Source organism: Mycetocola sp. Y171, assembly GCF_056713165.1.
The window spans coordinates 1,423,942-1,442,672 of record NZ_JBWYGX010000001.1 but is presented as its reverse complement, the minus strand read 5'-3'; the positions used below and the strand labels follow the sequence as shown (position 1 = coordinate 1,442,672).

The following is an 18,731-nucleotide window of genomic DNA, read 5'->3' as shown; positions in this document are numbered from 1 at the left end:
CGATCAAGCGCCCGGACCGCCGCCGGGCGCCGCACCAGCCGTCGGGGTCGTTCCGGTGTCGACGCGCACGGTGAGCGCGACCTGGTAACCCGAGCCCGCGCCTCCGGACACCGTCGCCAGTTGCAACGCTCCTCCGTCATCGCCGAACACGTTGTCGGCGTCGAGGCTGACCTGCGCGAGGTTCGAACTCGACCCCTCGTACCCGGCGAGCGCGTACACCGTGTCGCACTCCTTTTGAGGAAGAGCCACCTGTGACGTCGCGATCGCCGTCGTCGAATCCGTGATGTCGTCCACCGACGGATACACCTCGAAGTGGATGTGCGGCCAGCGGCCTGAGTAACAGGCGGGGAAGATCGACGTGAAGCTCACGACCCCGTCGCTGTCCGCCACCTGCACACCGCGCAGGTAGGTCTCGTTCTCGATGCCGTACGAGTACATCGAGTAGCCGCCGGCGCTGTCACAGTGCCAGACGTACACCGCGGCATCCGCGAACGGCGCGTCGTCGTTGGCCATGTCCAGGATGGTGAGGGTGAGGGCCATCGGAACTCCCGCAGCGGTCGTTCCTCCGTCGAGACTGGAACGGATGTCGCTGCGCACCACGCCGGACTGCTCCAGGATGTCGGCCCCGTTGGACCCGTCTCCCGGGTACGGCCCTGCTGTCTCGTCGGGGATCTCCCCCGTCGACGTGGTCGCTGTCGACCCGGAACCGGTGCTGCCCCCGGTGTCGGTCGTGCACGCCGCCAGGGCGATGGCTCCGACGCCGAACCCCAGGAGGCCCAGCATCGCCCGCCGATTCAGCAGGGTGCGGATGTCGAACGCGACTCCCTGGTCGACGACCTCCTCGTCGGCGCGGTCGAGGAGCCGACCTTCGTAGGCGGGGCCCTCCGGGGTGGACTCGGGTTCGGGGATGCGGCTCATGGGGATCTCTTCTCGGCTGGCTCGTGGACAGATCCAGCATCGGCATCCACCCCATGAAAAGGCTATGAGTGCGCCATGACTCGCGTAAGGGTCCCAGCCCCGACCACATCGCATCCGGCACGAGAGAATCACTTCCGGACGAAAGCATCAGGCACGCCGGGTGCTCTCGTCCGGAAGTGATGCCCTGGCCCAGCGCGGCGTCAGCGGGAGGTCGCCTCTCGGTAACCGTCGAGCAGGGCGTCCGTGAACTCGTGCGGTCGCACGACACTGACCATGTGGCTGGCGCCGGGCACCGTGACCAGCCGGCCGTTGCGGGTCGCGGCGAGATAGCGGCCCGCGTGGGCGCGAACGTGATCGAACCGTCCGTTGACGAAGAGCACGGGCACGTCGATCTCAGGCAGGCGTTCGAGCGGGCGCAGCTTCAGGAGTGACCGGAGCACGTCGTCCATGACCTCGAGGGCGACGCCCCCGGCGATCACATCCGTCGCGCCAGGTTGCGGAACGAACAGCCGCACCGTGAAGTCGTTGAGCGCGCGGCCGCGGTCGGGGAACGTGTGGATCACCTTCGAAATGCCGCGCCAGCCGTGCATCACGACGGGGTGGGGCACGGTTGCGCACGCGGCGGCGAGCAGACCGGCGACCCGACCGGGGTTGCGGGCCACCCACTCGATCGCCAGGTAGCCGCCCAGCGAGAATCCCACCAGATACGGTTTGGTGCCGGATGCCTCGGCCGCCGCCACCGCGTCTCCGATCCCGTTCAGGGCGGCATCCAGCGTGAAGCGTTCGCCGAGCCGGCGTCCGTGCCCCGGCAGGTCGATCGCATCGGTGGGGATGCCGAGTCGCCCGAGGTGCTCCACCTGGTGACGCCACAGGGTGGCGGATGTTCGCAGTCCGTGCACGAGGATGACGGTGGCTGGCATGCCTTCATCCTAGGTACGACGACCGCTCTCGCACGCCATCAAGACGCCGGCGGAAGCCCCAGGACGACCGCGCAGATCGCCCGTCCGTATGGGAACCGTGAGGGTCAGCCGATGCGCCGTATGGAAGTCGTTAGGACCGGCGAACAGGCTCCGCGGCGAGAGTTTGATTGGGTGCTGTGCCCCCGTGGCAGTCACCTCCCTGACCGGGGACGTGGCATCCGTCTCCCCTGGAGTCTCTCTTGCTAGACATCGTCTTCGTCCTCGGCATGATCGCCGTGTTCGCGCTGGTCGGCCTCGTCGCCAGGGGGGTCGAGAAGCTGTGATCTTCTTCGACCTCCTCGCTGTGGCCCTGGCCGTCAGCGCCATCGTCTTTCTCGTCTTCGCTCTCATGAAGCCGGAGCGATTCTGATGGATGTTCTCCTCGCGATCCTTCCGGTCGCCACCCTCGTCCTGATCCTCGTCGTCGTGCACCGCCCGCTGGGCGACTACATGGCGCGGATCTACACGTCACGCACCGACCTCGCTGCCGAGCGCGGCTTCTACCGTCTGATCGGGGTCGACTCCCGGTCGGAGCAGGCCTGGCCGTCGTACCTCCGCGGCGTGCTCGCCTTCTCCGTCGTGGGGATGCTGCTGGTCTACCTCCTCCAGCGCGCCCAGGCGGTGCTCCCCTGGTCACTCGGGCTCCCGGCTGTACCCGAGGGGCTGTCGTTCAACACGGCGGCCTCGTTCGTGGCCAACACGAACTGGCAGTCCTACTCGCCCGAACTCACGATGGGGTACACGGTCCAGCTCGCCGGGCTCGCGGTACAGAACTTCGTCTCGGCCGCCGTCGGGATCGCCGTCGCCATCGCCCTGATCCGCGGCTTCGCCCTGCGCCGCTCGGGCACGATCGGCAACTTCTGGGTCGACCTGACCCGCGGCATCCTCCGTCTCCTGCTTCCCCTCTCGGTCGTCGCGGCCGTCATCCTCATCGCCGGCGGCGTCATCCAGAACGTCAACGGGTTCACCGAGGTGACCACGCTCAGCGGAGGTACGCAGAACATCCCCGGCGGGCCGGTCGCATCACAGGAGGCCATCAAACTCCTCGGGACGAACGGCGGCGGGTTCTTCAATGTGAACTCGGCGCATCCATTCGAGAACCCGACCGCGTGGACGAGCCTGCTGCAGAACGTGCTCATGCTGGTAATCCCGTTCAGCCTCCCGCGCACACTCGGCCGGATGGTCGGAGACCGGAGACAGGGCTACGCCATCCTCGCCGTCATGGCCACGATCTACCTCGCGTCGCTCACCATCCTCACCACGCTCGAACTCAACGGCGCCGGCACGGCCCCCGAACTCGCCGGTGGCGCGCTCGAGGGCAAGGAGCAACGGTTCGGAATCCTCGCCTCTGCGCTCTTCGGTTCGACGAGCACTCTGACCTCGACCGGAGCCGTCAACTCGATGCACGACTCGTTCACGTCTCTCGGCGGCATGATCCCGATGATCAACATGATGCTCGGAGAAGTCGCCCCAGGCGGAGTCGGATCGGGGCTGTACGGGATGCTCGTGCTCGCGATTCTCGCGGTGTTCATCGGCGGGCTCCTCGTCGGCCGCACACCGGAGTACCTCGGCAAGAAGATCGGTGCCCGCGAGATCAAACTCGCCAGCCTCTACATCCTCATCACCCCGACGCTCGTCCTGGCGGGGACGGCGCTGAGCTTCGCGATCCCCGCCGTGCGGGCGGATGTCGAATCCACCTCGATCTGGAACCCCGGCCTGCACGGCATGTCCGAGGTCCTGTACGCGTTCACGTCGGCGGCGAACAACAACGGGTCGGCGTTCGCCGGGCTCACCGCGAACACCCCCTGGTTCAACGTCGCCCTCGGCGTCGCCATGCTGCTCGGGCGCTTCATCCCGATCGTTCTTGTGCTCGCCCTCGCCGGTTCCCTCGCGGCGCAGGATGCCGTACCGGCCACGGCGGGAACCCTCCCGACCCACAGACCACAGTTCGTCGGGCTCCTCACCGGCGTCACGGTCCTCGTGACCGCCCTCACCTTTTTCCCCGTACTCGCGCTGGGTCCCCTGGCGGAAGGGCTGCAGTAACCATGTCGACACTCACGACCCCGAAATCCATCGATTCCCCCGACACCGAGCATCCGCGCACGCAGCCGGACGGAGCGTTCAGCCTCTTCACCGCGGCCCTGCCCGGGGCGGTCCGCAAACTCGATCCACGCGAGATGTGGCACAACCCGGTCATGTTCATCGTCGAGATCGGCGCGGTGCTCACCACGGTACTGGCCGTCGCTGAACCGTTCCTCGGCGGCCCGGGCACCTCGGGCGGAACCGCCATCCCGGCGAGCTTCACCTGGGGGATCACCGTCTGGCTCTGGCTCACAGTGCTCTTCGCGAACCTCGCCGAATCCATCGCCGAGGGGCGCGGAAAAGCACAGGCCGACAGCCTGCGCAAGACCCGCACGAGCACCATCGCCCACCGCGTCACCGGCTACGACGCCGCCATCGACCCTGCCGCCGAACGCGGAACGGTCGACGCCGTCTCCTCGGCCGAACTGCTGCTCGGTGACGTCGTCGTCGTCACGGCCGGTGAACTCATCCCCGGCGACGGCGACATCGTCCACGGCATCGCCTCGGTCGACGAATCCGCGATCACCGGCGAATCCGCCCCCGTCGTCCGCGAGTCCGGCGGAGACCGCAGCGCCGTCACCGGCGGCACCCGCGTCCTGTCCGACCGCATCGTCGTACGCATCACCTCGAAGCCGGGTGAGACGTTCGTCGACCGCATGATCGCGCTCGTGGAGGGAGCATCCCGGCAGCGCACACCGAACGAGATCGCCCTCAACATCCTCCTCGCGAGCCTCTCGATCATCTTCGTGGTCGTCGTCCTCACGGTGAATCCGATCGCGGCGTACTCGCAGGCATCCGTCAGCATCCCCGTCCTCGTCGCCCTTCTGGTCTGCCTCATCCCCACGACCATCGGCGCGCTTCTGTCTGCGATCGGCATCGCCGGCATGGACAGGCTCGTGCAGCGCAACGTTCTGGCCATGTCCGGTCGTGCGGTCGAGGCGGCCGGCGACGTGACCACCCTGCTGCTCGATAAGACCGGCACCATCACCTACGGCAACCGACAGGCGGCCGAGTTCGTCCGGCTGGGCGGTGTGAACGAACCGGAACTCATCCGCACGGCAGCACTGTCGTCGCTCGCCGACCCCACCCCGGAGGGGAAGTCGATCGTCGCCCTCGCGAGACTGAACGGGGCGGATGTCGCCGATTCCGTGCCCGGGGACGTCGTCCCGTTCACCGCACAGACCCGCATGAGCGGACTCGACGCCCCTGACGGCTCACAGATCCGCAAGGGCGCAGCCTCCGCCGTGCTCGCCTGGATCAGGGAAGACGGTGAGATCCCCTCCCTCCAGTTCGCCGACCTCACCGATCAGGCCGACCGGATCTCGCAGTCGGGCGGCACACCCCTCGTCGTGGCGATGAAGTCGCCGGAGGGCGCCGGTCGCATCCTCGGCGTCATCCACCTCAAGGACGTCGTCAAACACGGGCTGGCCGATCGGTTCGCGGAGCTGCGGGCAATGGGCATCCGAACGATCATGATCACCGGTGACAACCCCCTGACGGCGAAGGCCATCGCGGCAGAGGCCGGCGTCGACGACTACCTGGCCGAGGCGACGCCCGAAGACAAGCTCGCGCTGATCCGACGGGAGCAGGCGGGCGGAAACCTCGTCGCGATGACCGGAGACGGCACGAACGACGCCCCTGCGCTCGCCCAGGCGGATGTCGGTGTCGCGATGAACACAGGAACGTCGGCCGCGAAGGAGGCCGGCAACATGGTCGACCTCGACTCCGATCCGACGAAGCTCATCGACATCGTGCGCATCGGAAAGCAACTGCTGATCACCCGCGGCGCCCTGACGACGTTCTCGATCGCTAACGACATCGCGAAGTACTTCGCGATCATCCCCGCGATGTTTGCCGGAGCGTTCCCAGGACTCGCCGTGCTCAACGTCATGCAGCTGCACTCGCCGGCGTCGGCGATCCTGTCGGCGATCATCTTCAACGCGGTCGTCATCGTCATCCTCATCCCTCTTGCACTCCGCGGCGTGCGCTACCGGGCGATGAACGCCTCGCGGATCCTGTCGAGGAACCTCCTCGTCTACGGGCTCGGCGGCGTCCTCACCCCCTTCATCGGCATCAAACTCATCGACCTGCTCGTCAGCGTGATCCCCGGCTTCTGAGCCGACAGCGACGAAGAAAGAAGAACCGGCAATGACCTCCACACGCACAGGCCTCCGCCATCACTGGGTGGCCCTCCGCGCCATGCTCGTCCTCACTGCAGCCCTCGGCATCCTCTACCCGATCGGTGTCACTGCCGCAGGCCAATTCGCTCTGCCCTGGCAGGCCAACGGCTCCGCTGTGGCCAATGACGGCAGGGTCGTGGGCTCGGCCCTGGTCGGGCAGTCGTTCAGCGACGCCGACGGCGCTCCCCTTCCTCAATGGTTCCAGCCACGGCCATCAGCAGCCGGCGCCGGATACGACGCGGGAGCGTCGAGCGGATCGAACTGGGGCCCGGAGAACCCCGACCTGATCTCCGCCGTCACCGACCGGCGCTCGGCCATCGCGGCATTCGAAGGGGTCGACCCGGCGGACGTCCCCGTTGACGCGCTGACGGCATCCGCTTCGGGTCTCGACCCGCACATCAGCCCGGCATATGCCGAGCTGCAGGTCGACCGGATCGCGGCCGAGCGCGGGCTGCCCGTGGCCACGGTGCACGACCTGGTCGAGTCTAGAATTCAGGGACGAGACCTCGGTTACCTGGGCGAGCCGACGGTGAACGTCCTCCAGCTCAACGAGGCCCTTGACCAGCTGAAAGGCTAACCAATGAAGCGGGGAACGCTGAGGGTGCTTCTCGGGGCCGCGCCCGGCGTCGGCAAGACCTTCACCATGCTCGAGGAGGGCAGGCGACTCACGGGCGAGGGCAAAGATGTCGTCGTCGGGGTCGTCGAGACCCACGGGCGCGCGGCAACGAAGGCGATGACCGCCGGGCTCGAGATCGTCCCGCGCCGCGTCGTGTCGCACCGAGGCGTCGACCTCGACGAGATGGATCTGGATGCCATCCTGGCCCGCAAGCCGGACCTCGCCCTCGTCGACGAGCTCGCCCACTCCAACGCGCCCGGTTCGTCGCACGAAAAACGGTGGCAGGACGTCCGCACACTCCTCGACGCGGGGATCGACGTCATGTCGACCGTGAACATCCAGCACATCGAATCTCTCAACGACGTCGTGCAGCAGATCACCGGGGTCCCCCAGCGTGAGACGATCCCCGACGGCATCCTGCGGTCAGCGGACCAGATCGAAGTCGTCGACCTCGCACCGCAAGCGCTCCGCGATCGACTGGCCCAGGGCAATGTCTACCCGGCCGAACGCATCGACGCCGCACTGTCGAACTACTTCCGGCTCGGCAACCTCACCGCGCTCCGCGAGCTCGCCCTGCTCTGGCTCGCCGACGAAGTAGACAGCGCGCTGAAGAACTACCGGGCCGAGAAGGGCATCGACAGCAAGTGGGAGGCCCGCGAACGGGTCGTCGTCACACTCACGGGCGGCCCTGAGGGTGAGACGCTGCTCCGCCGCGGAGCACGGATCGCGGCCAGAAGCGCGGGCGGCGACCTCATCGCCGTCCACATCACGAGCCAGGACGGCCTGCGGTCGTCCCATCCCGAGGCCCTCGTGCGCCAGCGCGCCCTCGTCGAGCAACTCGGCGGGACGTTCCACCAGGTCGTCGGAGACGACATCCCCCATGCCCTCGTCGAGTTCGCGCGGGCGAACAACGCCTCCCAGCTGGTGATCGGCGTCTCGAGGCGCAGCAGGGCGATGGCCGCGCTGACCGGCCCAGGCATCGGCGCGACGATCATCCGCGAGTCCGGTGACATCGACGTCCACGTCGTCAACCACGCCGCAGCAGGCAACCGGATCGCGCTGCCGCGGTTCGCCGGTGCGCTCTCGATCCGGCGCCGGATCGCCGGTTTCGCCCTCGCCCTCGTCGGCGGGCCGCTGCTCACCTGGCTTCTCGTTTCGACGCGCAACGAGGAGTCCATCACGAGCGACGTGCTCAGCTACCAACTGCTCGTCATCGTCGTCGCGCTGCTCGGCGGGATCTGGCCTGCGCTCTTCGCCGCCGTTCTCTCCGGCCTCACCCTCGACTTCTTCTTCGTCGACCCGCTCTTCACCGTCACCGTCGATGAACCGCTCCACCTGCTCGCGCTCACCCTCTATGTGCTCAACGCCATGCTCGTCAGCTATGTGGTCGACCAGGCCGCCCGACGGTCACGAACGGCGAAGCGCGCTGCCGCCGAATCCGAGCTCCTGGCCACCGTCGCCGGGAGCGTGCTGCGCGGTGAGGATGCCCTCCAGGCGCTGGTGAGCCGCACGCGCGAAGCCTTCCGGCTCACCGGTGTGCGACTGGTCTCCGACGGACGGGTACTCGCCAGCGACGGCGAACCGACCCCTGACGACGCCCACACCACCGTCACAGTCGGCGATCGAGCCGTTCTCGAACTCTACGGACCGGACATCAACGCCGACGAGGGGCGCCTGCTTGCAGTGATCACCACGCAGATCGACGCCGCCCTCGAGCACAGCGCACTCAGCGAAACCGCCAGGGAGGTCGGCCCTCTGGCCGAATCCGACAGGGTGCGCAGTGCGCTGCTGTCCGCAGTGAGCCATGACCTCCGCCGTCCGCTCGCGGCGGCAACGGCTGCGGTCAGCGGGCTGCGCACAGCCGAGGTGTCGTGGTCCGAGGCGGATCGCGAAGAGCTCCTCGCGACGGCCGAAGAGAGCCTCGGCACCCTGTCGTTCCTCGTCACGAGCCTGCTCGACGTCAGCAGGTTGCAGGCCGGCGCCCTCGCCGTCTCACTCATCGAGGTCGACGTCGATGACGTGATCCTCCCGGCACTCGACGAGCTCGGCTTCGGCCCGCACGAGGTCGAACTGGACCTCAGCCAGGACCTTCCTCCCGTCCTCGCCGACTCCGGGCTGCTGCAGCGGGTCATCGTGAATTTGCTCGCCAACGCCCATCGCTACTCACGGGACGGCACACGGGTGCGGGTGTCGACAAGCAGTTTCGGCCGCACGGCCGAGATCCGCGTCGTCGACCACGGTCCGGGGATCCCGGCCGACCGGCGAGACGAGGTCTTCGTGCCGTTCCAGCGTCTCGGCGACACCGACAACTCCACAGGACTCGGCCTGGGTCTCGCGCTCTCCAAGGGATTCACCGAGGGGATGGGCGGCATCCTCGACCTGGAAGACACCCCGGGCGGCGGACTCACCATGGTGGTCTCACTGCCCCTCTTCGACACTCGAACAACGAACGGCAGCTCATGAAGATCCTCGTCGCCGACGACGACCCCCAGATCCTGCGCGCCCTCCGGGTCACGCTCGGCGCTCGCGGCTACGAGATCATCACGGCGACGACGGGCACCGAAGCGATCAACGCGGCGATCGCGCACCACCCGGACCTCTATCTCCTCGATCTCGGGATGCCTGAACTCGACGGCATCCAGGTGATCGAAGGACTCCGCGGCTGGACGACGGCACCGATCCTCGTCGTCTCCGGTCGCAGCACCGCCACAGACAAGGTCGAGGCACTCGACGCCGGCGCAGACGACTACGTCACCAAGCCCTTCTCGATCGACGAGCTCCTCGCCCGGATCCGCGCGCTCACCCGGCGGGTCACCTCGACGGACGACGAACCCCTCGTCACCTTCGCCGACGTCACAGTGGATCTCGTCGCGAAGAGTGTGACGCGGGCCACCGACGGCGGGTCGACCCTTGTGCGTCTGACACCCACCGAGTGGGCGGTACTCGAGATGCTCGTGCGCAACGCCGGCAAGCTCGTCACCCGGCAGACGATCCTCGCCGAGATCTGGGGCAGCACGCACGTCAGCGACACCGGGTACCTCCGCCTCTACATCGCTCAGCTACGCAAGAAGCTGGAACCGGACCCCACCCGACCCCGGTACCTGCTCACCGAATCCGGGATGGGCTACCGGTTCCTGCCTGATGCCGCCCGCCCAGCCGATCAGGTCCAATAATGCAGAGACTGCATAAATGCAGTCAGCCAACTTGCAGCATCCGTCATTAGTGTCTGGCTATGAGCATTCGCGACATTCCCCTGACCACGATCTCCGGTTCGACCACGACGCTGGCCGAGCACGAGGACAAGGTCGTGATCGTCGTCAACGTTGCCTCCAAATGCGGGCTCGCGCCGCAGTACGACACGCTCGAGGCGATGTACCAGAAGTACCGCGACCGCGGTTTCATCGTTCTCGGCTTCCCGAGCAACCAGTTCTTCCAGGAGCCGGGCGAGGGTGACGCGATCGAGGAGACCTGCCGGATCAACCACGGTGTCACGTTCCCGCTGTTCGAGAAGACGAAGGTGAACGGCAGGAACGCGCACCCGCTCTACGTCGAGCTGACGAAGACTCCGGATGCCGCAGGCAAGGCAGGCAAGGTCAAGTGGAACTTCGAGAAGTTCGTCATCACGCCGGACGACGAGGTGCACCGCTTCCGCCCGACGACGGTTCCGGATGCCCCCGAGATCGTCGCGGTCATCGAAGGCGCGCTTCAGCCCGCACAGGCCTGATCCCGCGCGCGTCCCGGCGTCATCGTCGGAGCGTGCCGGTATTCTCGGGGCTGTGACCCTCATCATCGAACGTCCGACCCTGTACGCCGAGTTCACCGCGCTCCCCGCACAGGCCGAAGCCGTTGCTGCGCTGCTTGCCGACCTGGTCGACGCCGTCCGCACAGAGCCGGGCAACATCGTCTTCGACGCCCACCGCAAGACCGACGACCCCGACGTGTTCTTCGTGTACGAGGTGTACACAGACCGCGAGGCGTTCGACGCGCACCTCGCCTCGGAGCACTCCGCGATCTTCAACAGCAAGCTCGGCCCACTCGTCGAGGGTGGCGGGTCGACCCTGACCTGGTTGCGTCCACTCAGCTGACCTGCCCGGCATCCGTCAGGGCCGATGGCGTCCCCTGGCCAGTTCGGTACCGAGAGCGTCGAGCCGCTGGGTCCAGAACCCGCGGAACGTGTCGAACCATTCGTCCGCTGCCCTGAGCGGTTCCGGCTCGACCGCGTAGATCCGACGCCGGCCGTCGACGCGCACGCTCGCGAACCCGCTCTCCCTGAGCACTTTGAGGTGCTGCGAGACCGCGGGCTGGCTGATCCCGAACTCCTTCGCGATCGCTTCGACGATCGCTCCGGCCGACAGTTCACCGGCGGCGAGGAGTTCGAGGATCCGGCGCCTCACCGGATCCCCGAGGATATCGAGGGCGTGCACTACGCGTCGGGGCCGGCGCCCGCCCCCGTGTACGCGACGATGCACCGTTCTGCGGCCGCCGAGGCATCCGCTTCGCTCTCTCCGGCCTCGATGTTCGCGTCGCGCCAGGCCAGGCCGCTCCTGGTCATGAAACGGATGCCGTCTGCCGACGCGCTCCAGGCTGCCGCCTCCATGGGGTCGAGGCTCACACCCGACTCGAGGTGGAGGGCGAGGCCGAGGAGCATCGAGTCCCAGCCGATGCCGACAGCGCCTGGGCCGTATTCCTTCCAGTCCTCGTCACCGACGTGGGCGACGTGCTCGATCAGGAGTGTCGTAGATTCGTCGTCGCCCATGAGGGTCGCGGTGACCCAGCTGACGTCGCCGCCGTACTCCCAGGTGACCTCGAGGGCGTCGGGTTCGGCGCAGCTGAGCACCTCACCTCCGGCGTTGCCCTCGAGCTGGTAGCGGCCGCCGACCTTCAGGTCACCCGAGATCGGCATGAGCCAGCGGGCGATGCGGTCGCCCGTCGTGATGGCGTTCCAGACCTCGGCGCGAGGGCTGGGGTAGGTCTGGGTCAGGGTGACGATGCGGGCATCCTCGCCGCCGACGACCCGGGATCCGACGGTTCGGTCCACCGCGGGGATCTGGCGATCAGTGGTCTGATGAAGAGTGTCGAGTGGAGTGTCCATGCACACAATGTATCAGCGCGCACTTATATGAGCAACCCTCTGCTTGTTCCGCTCGTCTACTCACCTGTTCCGGACGCACTCACCCGGTGCGCCAGGTGAGTACGTCCGGAACTCGTGAGTGCGTGCGCGGGGCGACGCTTAGGCGCTGCGCTAGGCGCCGTGCCCTGCAGGTACCCGCTCCCCGTCGACGGGCGGGCCCGGCGGGGTTCCGTCGCCGAAGGCGCGCCCACCGAGCGCCTCGCGACCGTGTGCGGTGAGCCAGCCGGAGGCATCCGGCCCCGAAGGGACGATTCCAGTCGGGTTGATGTCGGAGTGGACGACGTAGTAGTGCTGCTTGATCTGCTCGAAGTCGATGGTGTCTCCGAAACCGGGCGTCTGGAACAGGTCGCGCGCGTACGCCCAGAGCACGGGCATCTCGGCGAGCTTGTTGCGGTTGCACTTGAAATGCCCGTGGTAAACGGCGTCGAACCGGGCGAGGGTCGTGAAGAGGCGGATGTCTGCCTCGGTGATGGTGTCGCCGACGAGGTAGCGCTGGGTGGTGAGCCGCTCCTCGAGCCAGTCGAGCCGGTCGAACAGGCGCGTGTACGCCTTTTCGTATGCCTCCTGCGACCCGGCGAACCCGGCACGGTAGACCCCGTTGTTCACGTCGCGGAACACGACGTCGTTCACCTCGTCGATCTCTGCGCGCAGGTGCTCCGGGTACAGATCGGGGGCGCCGTCGCGGTGGAACTCGGTCCACTCGGTCTCGAAATCGAGGGTGATCTGCGGGTAATTGTTGGTGACGACCTTCCCGGATGCCACCTCGACGACGGCAGGGACGGTGATGCCGCGCGGGTAGTCAGCGAACCGGCGGAAGTAGGCATCCTGCAGCCAGTGGATCCCGAGGACGGGATCGAGTCCGTAAGGGTCGAGGTCGAAGGTCCAGCTGCGGGCGTCGTGCGTCGGGCCGGGCATGCCGAGCGAGATCACCCCTTCGAGTCCGAGCAGGCGGCGGACGATCACCGTTCGGTTCGCCCAGGGGCAGGCCCGTGCGGCGACGAGCCGGTACCGGCCGGGTTCGACGGGCCAGCCGTCACGACCGTCGCGGGTGATGCGGTCCTCGATGTAGTTCGTGTCACGGGTGTACTCCTCGCCCGGTTCGACGTAGCTGCCTGCTGTGCTCTGCTCGGTGGTCATGACGCCAGCCTAGGCACAGCGGCTGGGCGTCAGCGCTGCCTCGACCCGGGGACTCCCACTCGATACCCTGTGCCCATGGAGATTCTCGACATCGCGGATACCCGAGTCCAGTACCTCGATGAGGACGGGCCGCTCATCGCCCGCCCCGATCAGGCCAACGACCTCATCGGCGACGCCTGGGGCAGCGAAGCGACCGTCATCGCTGTGCCGGTTTCTCGCCTGGATCCGGAGTTCTTCCGCCTCAGCTCAGGTCTCGCCGGTGAGATCACCCAGAAGATCGTGAACTACCGACTCAGGCTCGTCGTGCTCGGTGACATCTCCGCATACGTCGAGGCGAGCGGTGCGCTCCGCGACTTCGTGTGGGAGTCGAACCGTGCCGGGCACGTCTGGTTCCTGGCCGATCGGGCCGAGCTCGAGGCGAAGCTCCTCGCTCGCGCCGGCTGACGATGCCCGCCCCGTTCGCTCAGCAGGAGCGAACGGCCTCCGCGCACGCCGAACAGGAGGAAAACGCCGGTTTCACCCGCCGTCTCCTGTTGAACGGTGCTTAGACCCCGGCGAAGAACGCCCCGACCGCCGCCGAGAGTCCGACGAGGTCGTCCACGTGCGCGAGTTCACGCGCGGAGTGCATCGACAGCAGGGGCACGCCCACGTCCACGACGCGGATGCCGATGCGGGTCGCCGTCAGCGGTCCGATCGTCGACCCGCACGGCACCGTGTTGTTCGACACGAACTCCTGGTACGGGACGTCGGCCGAAGCGCACGCGCGTTCCCAGAGGGCCACGCCGACGGCATCCGTCGCGTAGCGCTGATTGCCGTTGATCTTCACGAGCGGCCCGGATCCCGCGACCGGCTGGTTCGCCGGGTCGTGCTTCTCGGCGTAGTTCGGGTGCACCGAATGGCCCGCGTCCGCGGAGAGGCACCACGATTCGGCGTAGGCGCGCAGCCTCTCGATGACGGATGCTCCGAGGCCGGCACCGATCCGCGTGAGCACATCGTCGAGGAAAGGACCCGACGCGCCCGACCGGGACTCCGACCCGAGCTCCTCATGATCGAACGCGGCCAGAACGCTGATGTGACGGGAGTCGGGGGCGTCGAGCAGCGCGGCGAGGCCGGCGTAGACGGAGGTGAGGTTGTCCATGCGACCGGCGGCGAACAGGTCGTTGTCGAGGCCGAATCGCGTGGGCGGTTGGGTGTCGGCGGTGAGGATGTCGTACCCGGCGACGTCCCAGGCGTCGATACCGGCCAGAGAGGCGAGATGGCCGACGAGGTCGGCCTGGCTCGCATCGCCGACGCCGAAGACCGGGGCGGTGTGGCGCTGCCGGTCGAGGGTGAGGCCGTTGTTCGCGTCGCGATCCAGGTGGATGGCGAGCTGCGGGATCCGCATGAACGGCCCCGTGCGAACGAGGTACTCACGGCCGTCGCGCGTGACGAGGCGGCCGGCGAGTTCGAGCTCGCGGTCGAGCCACGAGTTCAGCAGAGGGCCGCCGTAGATCTCGACGCCGGCCTGCAGCCAGCCGTGCGACCCGATCGTCGGCTTCGGCTTGAGCTTGAAACCGGGCGAGTCGGTGTGGGCACCGAGGATGCGGAACGGTGTCGTCGGTCCGGATGCCGCGGGCTGGTTCCACGCGATGATCGCGCCGTCGCGCACCACATAGCGCTTGCCAGGGCCGGATGGCCAGTCCTTCGACTCGGTGAGCGGGCTGTATCCGGTGGCGTCGAGGCGCCTGGCGACCTCAGCTGCGGCGTGGTAGGAGGACGGGCTGGCCGAGATGAAGCGGGCGAAGTCGTCGATGTAGGCGACCGGGTCAGGCGTGGAATCCATGATTCCATCCAACCACGCACGTGCCGTCCGGCGGGCTCGGTGAACGGTCGACAGGAGGCCGACCTCAGGAGAGCGCGATCCCTCCTGTCGATTGTGCGCCGCGGCGCATTTCTCCTGTCGGGAGACTCAGGTGCGCAACTCGGCGAGCGCGGGGTGACGACGCAGCGCTGACTCACCGACACTCCCCCACACGGCCAGGACGGCGACGGACTCGGCAGCATCACCGGCGAACAACACCGGGGCGCGGTCGCGGACGCGGAGCACGACCTGTCCGCGAGCGAGGTGCACCTCGGTGATGTCGGAGTACGGGATGTCGAGCAGCCCGTCAGGCAGACGGATGAGGATACGCCGATCGGTGGCGGCGACATCGGCCCATGTCGCCGCGGCCCAGCCGCTGCGGGTGGGCGCTGCGGCATCCAGGGCGCGTGCCGCATGCACAAGCCGTCGCATGCTCGGCGCCGGAATCGAGTGGAGAGCGACCTGCAGCGGGTCGGAGACGAACACGAGCTCGGTGGCATCCGTGGGGATGTCCCCTGGCGAGGCCGTCTGCGGAAGCAGGCCGTGCGACAGCGACCAGAGGAGGTCGCGGGCCTTGGCGACACCGATGCCGTCTGGCCCAACCGCTTCGCGTGCCTGGGCCCTGCGGATGTGCATCGCCCGGATGACGAAGAAGAGGCAGACGGCCGGGACGGCGAGGGCCAGGGCGAAGACGAGTTCGGAGATCAGCCAGATGATCGTCGAGGTCGGCGATGCCATGCCCGGTTCGAGCACGATCCAGAGCCAGCCGAAGCCCAGCAGCGCGACGATACCCACCGCCAGTGGCAGCAGGACGCTGGGTCGTTTCCTCACATCCCTAACTTAGATGGCCGCGGGGCGTGCGGGCGTCGTCTGTCGGTGAACCTTCGATAACGCGGCGCGGGCGTTCGCAACGTCGGAGATACTCCGGAACAGCGACCGATTCGATCTGAATGCGGATGCCTCAGCGAGAATCTCCGACGTTGCGTACGCTGCCCCCGGCTTCGCCTCGGTCCGGCAAGCGGGGCGGCGGGCTACTCGACCAGCAGCGGGTCGGCCCCCAGCGGGGCGCCCCACGCCTCGAGCGCAGCGCGGACATCCGGGCGACGCTCGGCGGCGAGCGCCTCGGCGTACGCCGCATCGAGCACGTCTGCGATCTGCACCTTCGCACCGGTGGACGACGATTGCACGGCCGCCTCCACCATGGCCAGGCTGTAGACGTTCGAGTGCACCTCGCCCGACGGTACGGTGCCTGTCCGCAGCGCGGAGACGAATTCGGCGAGCGCGCCGCCGATCTCCTCAGCGGATGCCTCCGAGCCGGCGGGCGGGATAGCATCCGTCCCGGAAGGAGCAGCAGACGCCACCCGCTCGGTCACGGGATCGCCCTCGCCATCCCACCGGGACGAACCGCCGGCAGCGTTGACCCGCCAGGACCCGTTCCACGACGTCTCGAGCCCGTCGGCGCACCAGCTGCCGGTGTAGACGAAGCGGGCACCTCCGTCGAATTCGAACACGGCAGTGGCCGCGGCATCCCCGGAGTACCAGCTCCAACTCGGGTTGAACTCCTCGCAGTACACGGACACCGGGTCACGGTCGAGGAGGTAACGAACAGCGTCGAACTGGTGGATGGCCATGTCGACAAGGAGAACGTGGTCCATCTCCTCGCGGAACCCACCGAAGTGCGGTGCTTTGAAGAACTCGGTCGTGACGACACCGACATCGCCGAGCGACGCGACCTCCGCCTTGAACGCGGCGAGCGTGCGGTAGTACCGGCGGGACTGGCTGATCATCAGCAGCTGTCCGCTCACCTCGGCGGCGGCAGCGAGCGACAGCCCCTGCGCCACTGTCGGCGCAACGGGCTTCTCGCACAGCACCGGCAGCCCGGCGAACAACGCCTCGACGTTGACCGGGTGGTGCGCGGCCGGGATCGTCACGTTGATGACGGCCTGGGCACCGGATGCCGCGGCCACCTGGGCGACGCTCGTCCCGACGACCACACCTGTGAGCCCGAACTCGGCGAGTGCACCGTGCGCGGCGTCGACGTTGAGGTCGACCAGCCCGACGAGCTCAACCGAGGGAGAGGAGGCGAGCAGCCGGATCCAGTTGCGACCCATGCCGCCTGCCCCGACCTGGACGACACGGATCGGCTCGGTGCCGTCGAGAACAGGAAAGGAAAGACTCACTTCGCTGTCGCCGTCCGGTAGTCGATGCCGTTGTAGAAGTCCTCGGTCTCGTAACGGAGCAGGACGGGGTCGGTGCGCTCGGGGCGCACGGTGAGTGCCCACTCGACGCCGTTCGCGATCACGCGACGCACTTCTTTCTGGTGGTAGACCGGGTAGTCCTGGTCGCCGGGGCTGAAGAAGAAGATCTTTCCGAAGCCACGCTTGTAGGTCATTCCGCTGCGGAACACCTCTCCACCGGAGAACGTCGACAGGAAGACGAGCTCGTCTGGGGCGGGTACGTCGAAGAACTCCCCGTACATCTCCTGCTGAGGAATGATGAACGGATGCGGCACGCCCTGCGCGATCGGGTGCGTCGGGTCGACGGTCCAGACGAGTTCACGGTCCTGGTCCGAGCGCCAGCGCAGGGTGCACGAGGTGCCCATGAGCTTGCCGAAGATCTTCGACCAGTGCCCGGAGTGCAGCACGAGCAGGCCCATTCCGGCGAGTACGTGGCGGTGCACCCGCTCGACGACCTCGTCCGAGACCTCGGAGTGCGCTGCGTGCCCCCACCAGACGAGGACGTCCGTGTTGACGAGCACGTCCTCGGTGAGTCCGTGCTCCGGGTCGTCGAGGGTGACCGTGGTCACCGATGCGCGCGAACCGAGGTTCTCCTCGATCCCCTCGCGGATGGTGTTGTGCATCCCGTCGGGGTAGATTGCCGCGACTTCGGGTTCCTGCTGTTCGTGGCGGTTCTCGCCCCAGACGACGACGCGCAGCGGGCGGCTGCCGTTGGAGTGTGCAGTGGTGTTCGACATGGTGTTCCTAACGATGGAGATCTGACAGACGGATGCCGCATGGCGGCGAAAACAAGCGGGCCTACTTCACGGCACCACCGGTGGCGCCGGCGGCGATGTACTTCTGGGCCAGGACGAGCAGCACGATGGCCGGGATCGACGACAGCACGGCCGTGGCCATCACCGCGCTCCAGTTCGCGACCTGGGTCCCGAGGTACTGGTAGATGCCGAGCGTCACCGGGCGCACCTCCTCGGTGGTGGTGAGGGTGAGCGCGAAGAGGAAGTCGCTCCACGAGAAGAGGAACGCGAACAGCCCTGCGGTGATGAGCGAGTTGCGGCTGATCGGCACGACGATCGACACGAACGCCCGCACGAGGCCGGCGCCGTCGACCCTGGCGGCCTCGACGATCGACGGCGGGATGCCGATCATGAATGCCCGCAGGATCAGGATCGCGAACGGGATCGCGTGCGAGGCATCCGCGAGAATCAGGCCGGGGATTGAGTTGAGCAGGCCGATGTCGTTGTATGCGGCGTACAGGGCGTTGGCGATGACGATGCCGGGGATCATCTGCGAGATGATGATCGCCAGCAGGGCGATGTTGATCCAGCGGAACTTGAACTGGGCGAGCGCATAGGCGGCCGGAGCGGCGATCGCCAGGCTGAGCACGACGGTGCCGAGCGAGATGACGAGGCTCGTGACCAGGTTCTGACCCTGGTCGGCGATGGCCTTCTCGTACCCGGCGAAGCTCGGGTTGAACGGGAAGATGTCCGCGGTGAGCGTGTTGCCCGATGGTTGGAGGGATGCGTTGATCATCCAGTAGACCGGGAACAGCATGATCGCGAGGAACACGATGCCGAGGGCGGTGTATCCGGCTGAGCGGGTGTTCTCTTTCCGCCGACGTTGGGTACTGGTGT

Annotated in this window: 19 protein-coding genes; 9 read left to right on the top strand and 10 right to left on the bottom strand. The window is 67.5% G+C overall.

The window, feature by feature from the left end; genetic code table 11:
- Positions 1-3: 3 nt before the first annotated feature.
- Together AC1M2K_RS06910 and AC1M2K_RS06905 are read right to left on the bottom strand one after the other, a co-directional pair.
- The gene (locus tag AC1M2K_RS06910; RefSeq protein ID WP_480240378.1) at positions 4-918 is read right to left on the bottom strand and encodes an intradiol ring-cleavage dioxygenase; all 915 of its coding nucleotides are present in this window, start codon (positions 916-918) and stop codon (positions 4-6) included.
- A gap of 200 nt (positions 919-1,118) precedes the next feature.
- Positions 1,119-1,838: an alpha/beta fold hydrolase gene (locus AC1M2K_RS06905; RefSeq protein ID WP_480238764.1), complete on the bottom strand. Its 720-nt coding sequence runs from the start codon at positions 1,836-1,838 to the stop codon at positions 1,119-1,121.
- A gap of 319 nt (positions 1,839-2,157) precedes the next feature.
- On the opposite strand from AC1M2K_RS06905, the gene AC1M2K_RS06900 reads away from it, so the two are divergent.
- The 8 genes from AC1M2K_RS06900 to AC1M2K_RS06865 are packed head-to-tail and all read left to right on the top strand — an operon-like array spanning position 2,158 to position 10,840.
- Positions 2,158-2,247 (top strand): potassium-transporting ATPase subunit F, encoded by a 90-nt coding sequence (locus tag AC1M2K_RS06900; RefSeq protein ID WP_480240377.1) that lies wholly within the window; start codon positions 2,158-2,160, stop codon positions 2,245-2,247.
- Positions 2,247-3,920 (top strand): potassium-transporting ATPase subunit KdpA, encoded by a 1,674-nt coding sequence (gene kdpA / locus AC1M2K_RS06895; RefSeq protein WP_480240376.1) that lies wholly within the window; start codon positions 2,247-2,249, stop codon positions 3,918-3,920. The genes AC1M2K_RS06900 and kdpA overlap by 1 nt, the downstream gene beginning before the upstream one ends.
- A gap of 2 nt (positions 3,921-3,922) precedes the next feature.
- Complete coding sequence (kdpB, locus tag AC1M2K_RS06890; RefSeq protein ID WP_480240375.1) at positions 3,923-6,076, top strand: potassium-transporting ATPase subunit KdpB; 2,154 nt, start codon at positions 3,923-3,925, stop codon at positions 6,074-6,076.
- Positions 6,077-6,107: 31 nt separating this feature from the next.
- Complete coding sequence (gene kdpC, locus AC1M2K_RS06885; protein ID WP_480240374.1) at positions 6,108-6,716, top strand: potassium-transporting ATPase subunit KdpC; 609 nt, start codon at positions 6,108-6,110, stop codon at positions 6,714-6,716.
- A gap of 3 nt (positions 6,717-6,719) precedes the next feature.
- A complete protein-coding gene (locus tag AC1M2K_RS06880; protein WP_480240373.1) occupies positions 6,720-9,218 on the top strand; it encodes a DUF4118 domain-containing protein in 2,499 nt (832 codons plus the stop codon).
- On the top strand, positions 9,215-9,928 hold the full coding sequence (locus tag AC1M2K_RS06875) for a response regulator (RefSeq protein ID WP_480238770.1): 714 nt from the start codon (positions 9,215-9,217) through the stop codon (positions 9,926-9,928). The genes AC1M2K_RS06880 and AC1M2K_RS06875 overlap by 4 nt, the downstream gene beginning before the upstream one ends.
- A gap of 59 nt (positions 9,929-9,987) precedes the next feature.
- Complete coding sequence (locus AC1M2K_RS06870; RefSeq protein ID WP_480240372.1) at positions 9,988-10,479, top strand: glutathione peroxidase; 492 nt, start codon at positions 9,988-9,990, stop codon at positions 10,477-10,479.
- Between the two features lie 52 nt (positions 10,480-10,531).
- Positions 10,532-10,840 carry a putative quinol monooxygenase gene (locus AC1M2K_RS06865; RefSeq protein ID WP_480238772.1) on the top strand — a complete coding sequence of 103 codons (309 nt, stop codon included), beginning with the start codon at positions 10,532-10,534 and terminating at the stop codon, positions 10,838-10,840.
- Between the two features lie 15 nt (positions 10,841-10,855).
- On the opposite strand, the gene AC1M2K_RS06860 is transcribed toward AC1M2K_RS06865, so the two are convergent.
- From AC1M2K_RS06860 to AC1M2K_RS06850, 3 genes are all read right to left on the bottom strand, one after another.
- The gene (locus AC1M2K_RS06860; protein WP_480238773.1) at positions 10,856-11,179 is read right to left on the bottom strand and encodes an ArsR/SmtB family transcription factor; all 324 of its coding nucleotides are present in this window, start codon (positions 11,177-11,179) and stop codon (positions 10,856-10,858) included.
- On the bottom strand, positions 11,179-11,847 hold the full coding sequence (locus AC1M2K_RS06855; protein WP_480240371.1) for an SRPBCC family protein: 669 nt from the start codon (positions 11,845-11,847) through the stop codon (positions 11,179-11,181). Before AC1M2K_RS06855 ends, AC1M2K_RS06860 begins: the two co-directional genes overlap by 1 nt.
- A 150-nt stretch (positions 11,848-11,997) precedes the next feature.
- Positions 11,998-13,023 carry a glutathione S-transferase family protein gene (locus tag AC1M2K_RS06850; RefSeq protein WP_480240370.1) on the bottom strand — a complete coding sequence of 342 codons (1,026 nt, stop codon included), beginning with the start codon at positions 13,021-13,023 and terminating at the stop codon, positions 11,998-12,000.
- A 75-nt stretch (positions 13,024-13,098) separates the two neighbouring features.
- Here AC1M2K_RS06850 and AC1M2K_RS06845 point away from each other — a divergent pair, with 75 nt between their 5' ends.
- Positions 13,099-13,467 carry a DUF4180 domain-containing protein gene (locus tag AC1M2K_RS06845; protein ID WP_480240369.1) on the top strand — a complete coding sequence of 123 codons (369 nt, stop codon included), beginning with the start codon at positions 13,099-13,101 and terminating at the stop codon, positions 13,465-13,467.
- 100 nt (positions 13,468-13,567) lie between these two features.
- Here AC1M2K_RS06845 and AC1M2K_RS06840 read toward each other — a convergent pair whose 3' ends face one another.
- The 5 genes from AC1M2K_RS06840 to AC1M2K_RS06820 form a co-directional block, all read right to left on the bottom strand.
- On the bottom strand, positions 13,568-14,845 hold the full coding sequence (locus AC1M2K_RS06840; RefSeq protein WP_480240368.1) for a M18 family aminopeptidase: 1,278 nt from the start codon (positions 14,843-14,845) through the stop codon (positions 13,568-13,570).
- Positions 14,846-14,971: 126 nt separating this feature from the next.
- Positions 14,972-15,694, bottom strand: a complete 723-nt coding sequence (locus tag AC1M2K_RS06835) for a hypothetical protein (RefSeq protein WP_480240367.1) — start codon at positions 15,692-15,694, stop codon at positions 14,972-14,974.
- A 200-nt stretch (positions 15,695-15,894) separates the two neighbouring features.
- Positions 15,895-17,043, bottom strand: coding sequence for a Gfo/Idh/MocA family protein (locus tag AC1M2K_RS06830; protein ID WP_480240366.1), 1,149 nt, complete (start codon positions 17,041-17,043; stop codon positions 15,895-15,897).
- A complete protein-coding gene (locus AC1M2K_RS06825) occupies positions 17,040-17,837 on the bottom strand; it encodes a ThuA domain-containing protein (RefSeq protein WP_480240365.1) in 798 nt (265 codons plus the stop codon). The genes AC1M2K_RS06830 and AC1M2K_RS06825 overlap by 4 nt, the downstream gene beginning before the upstream one ends.
- A gap of 61 nt (positions 17,838-17,898) precedes the next feature.
- Positions 17,899-18,651 carry a carbohydrate ABC transporter permease gene (locus tag AC1M2K_RS06820; RefSeq protein ID WP_480240815.1) on the bottom strand — a complete coding sequence of 251 codons (753 nt, stop codon included), beginning with the start codon at positions 18,649-18,651 and terminating at the stop codon, positions 17,899-17,901.
- Between the last annotated feature and the right edge of the window lie 80 nt (positions 18,652-18,731).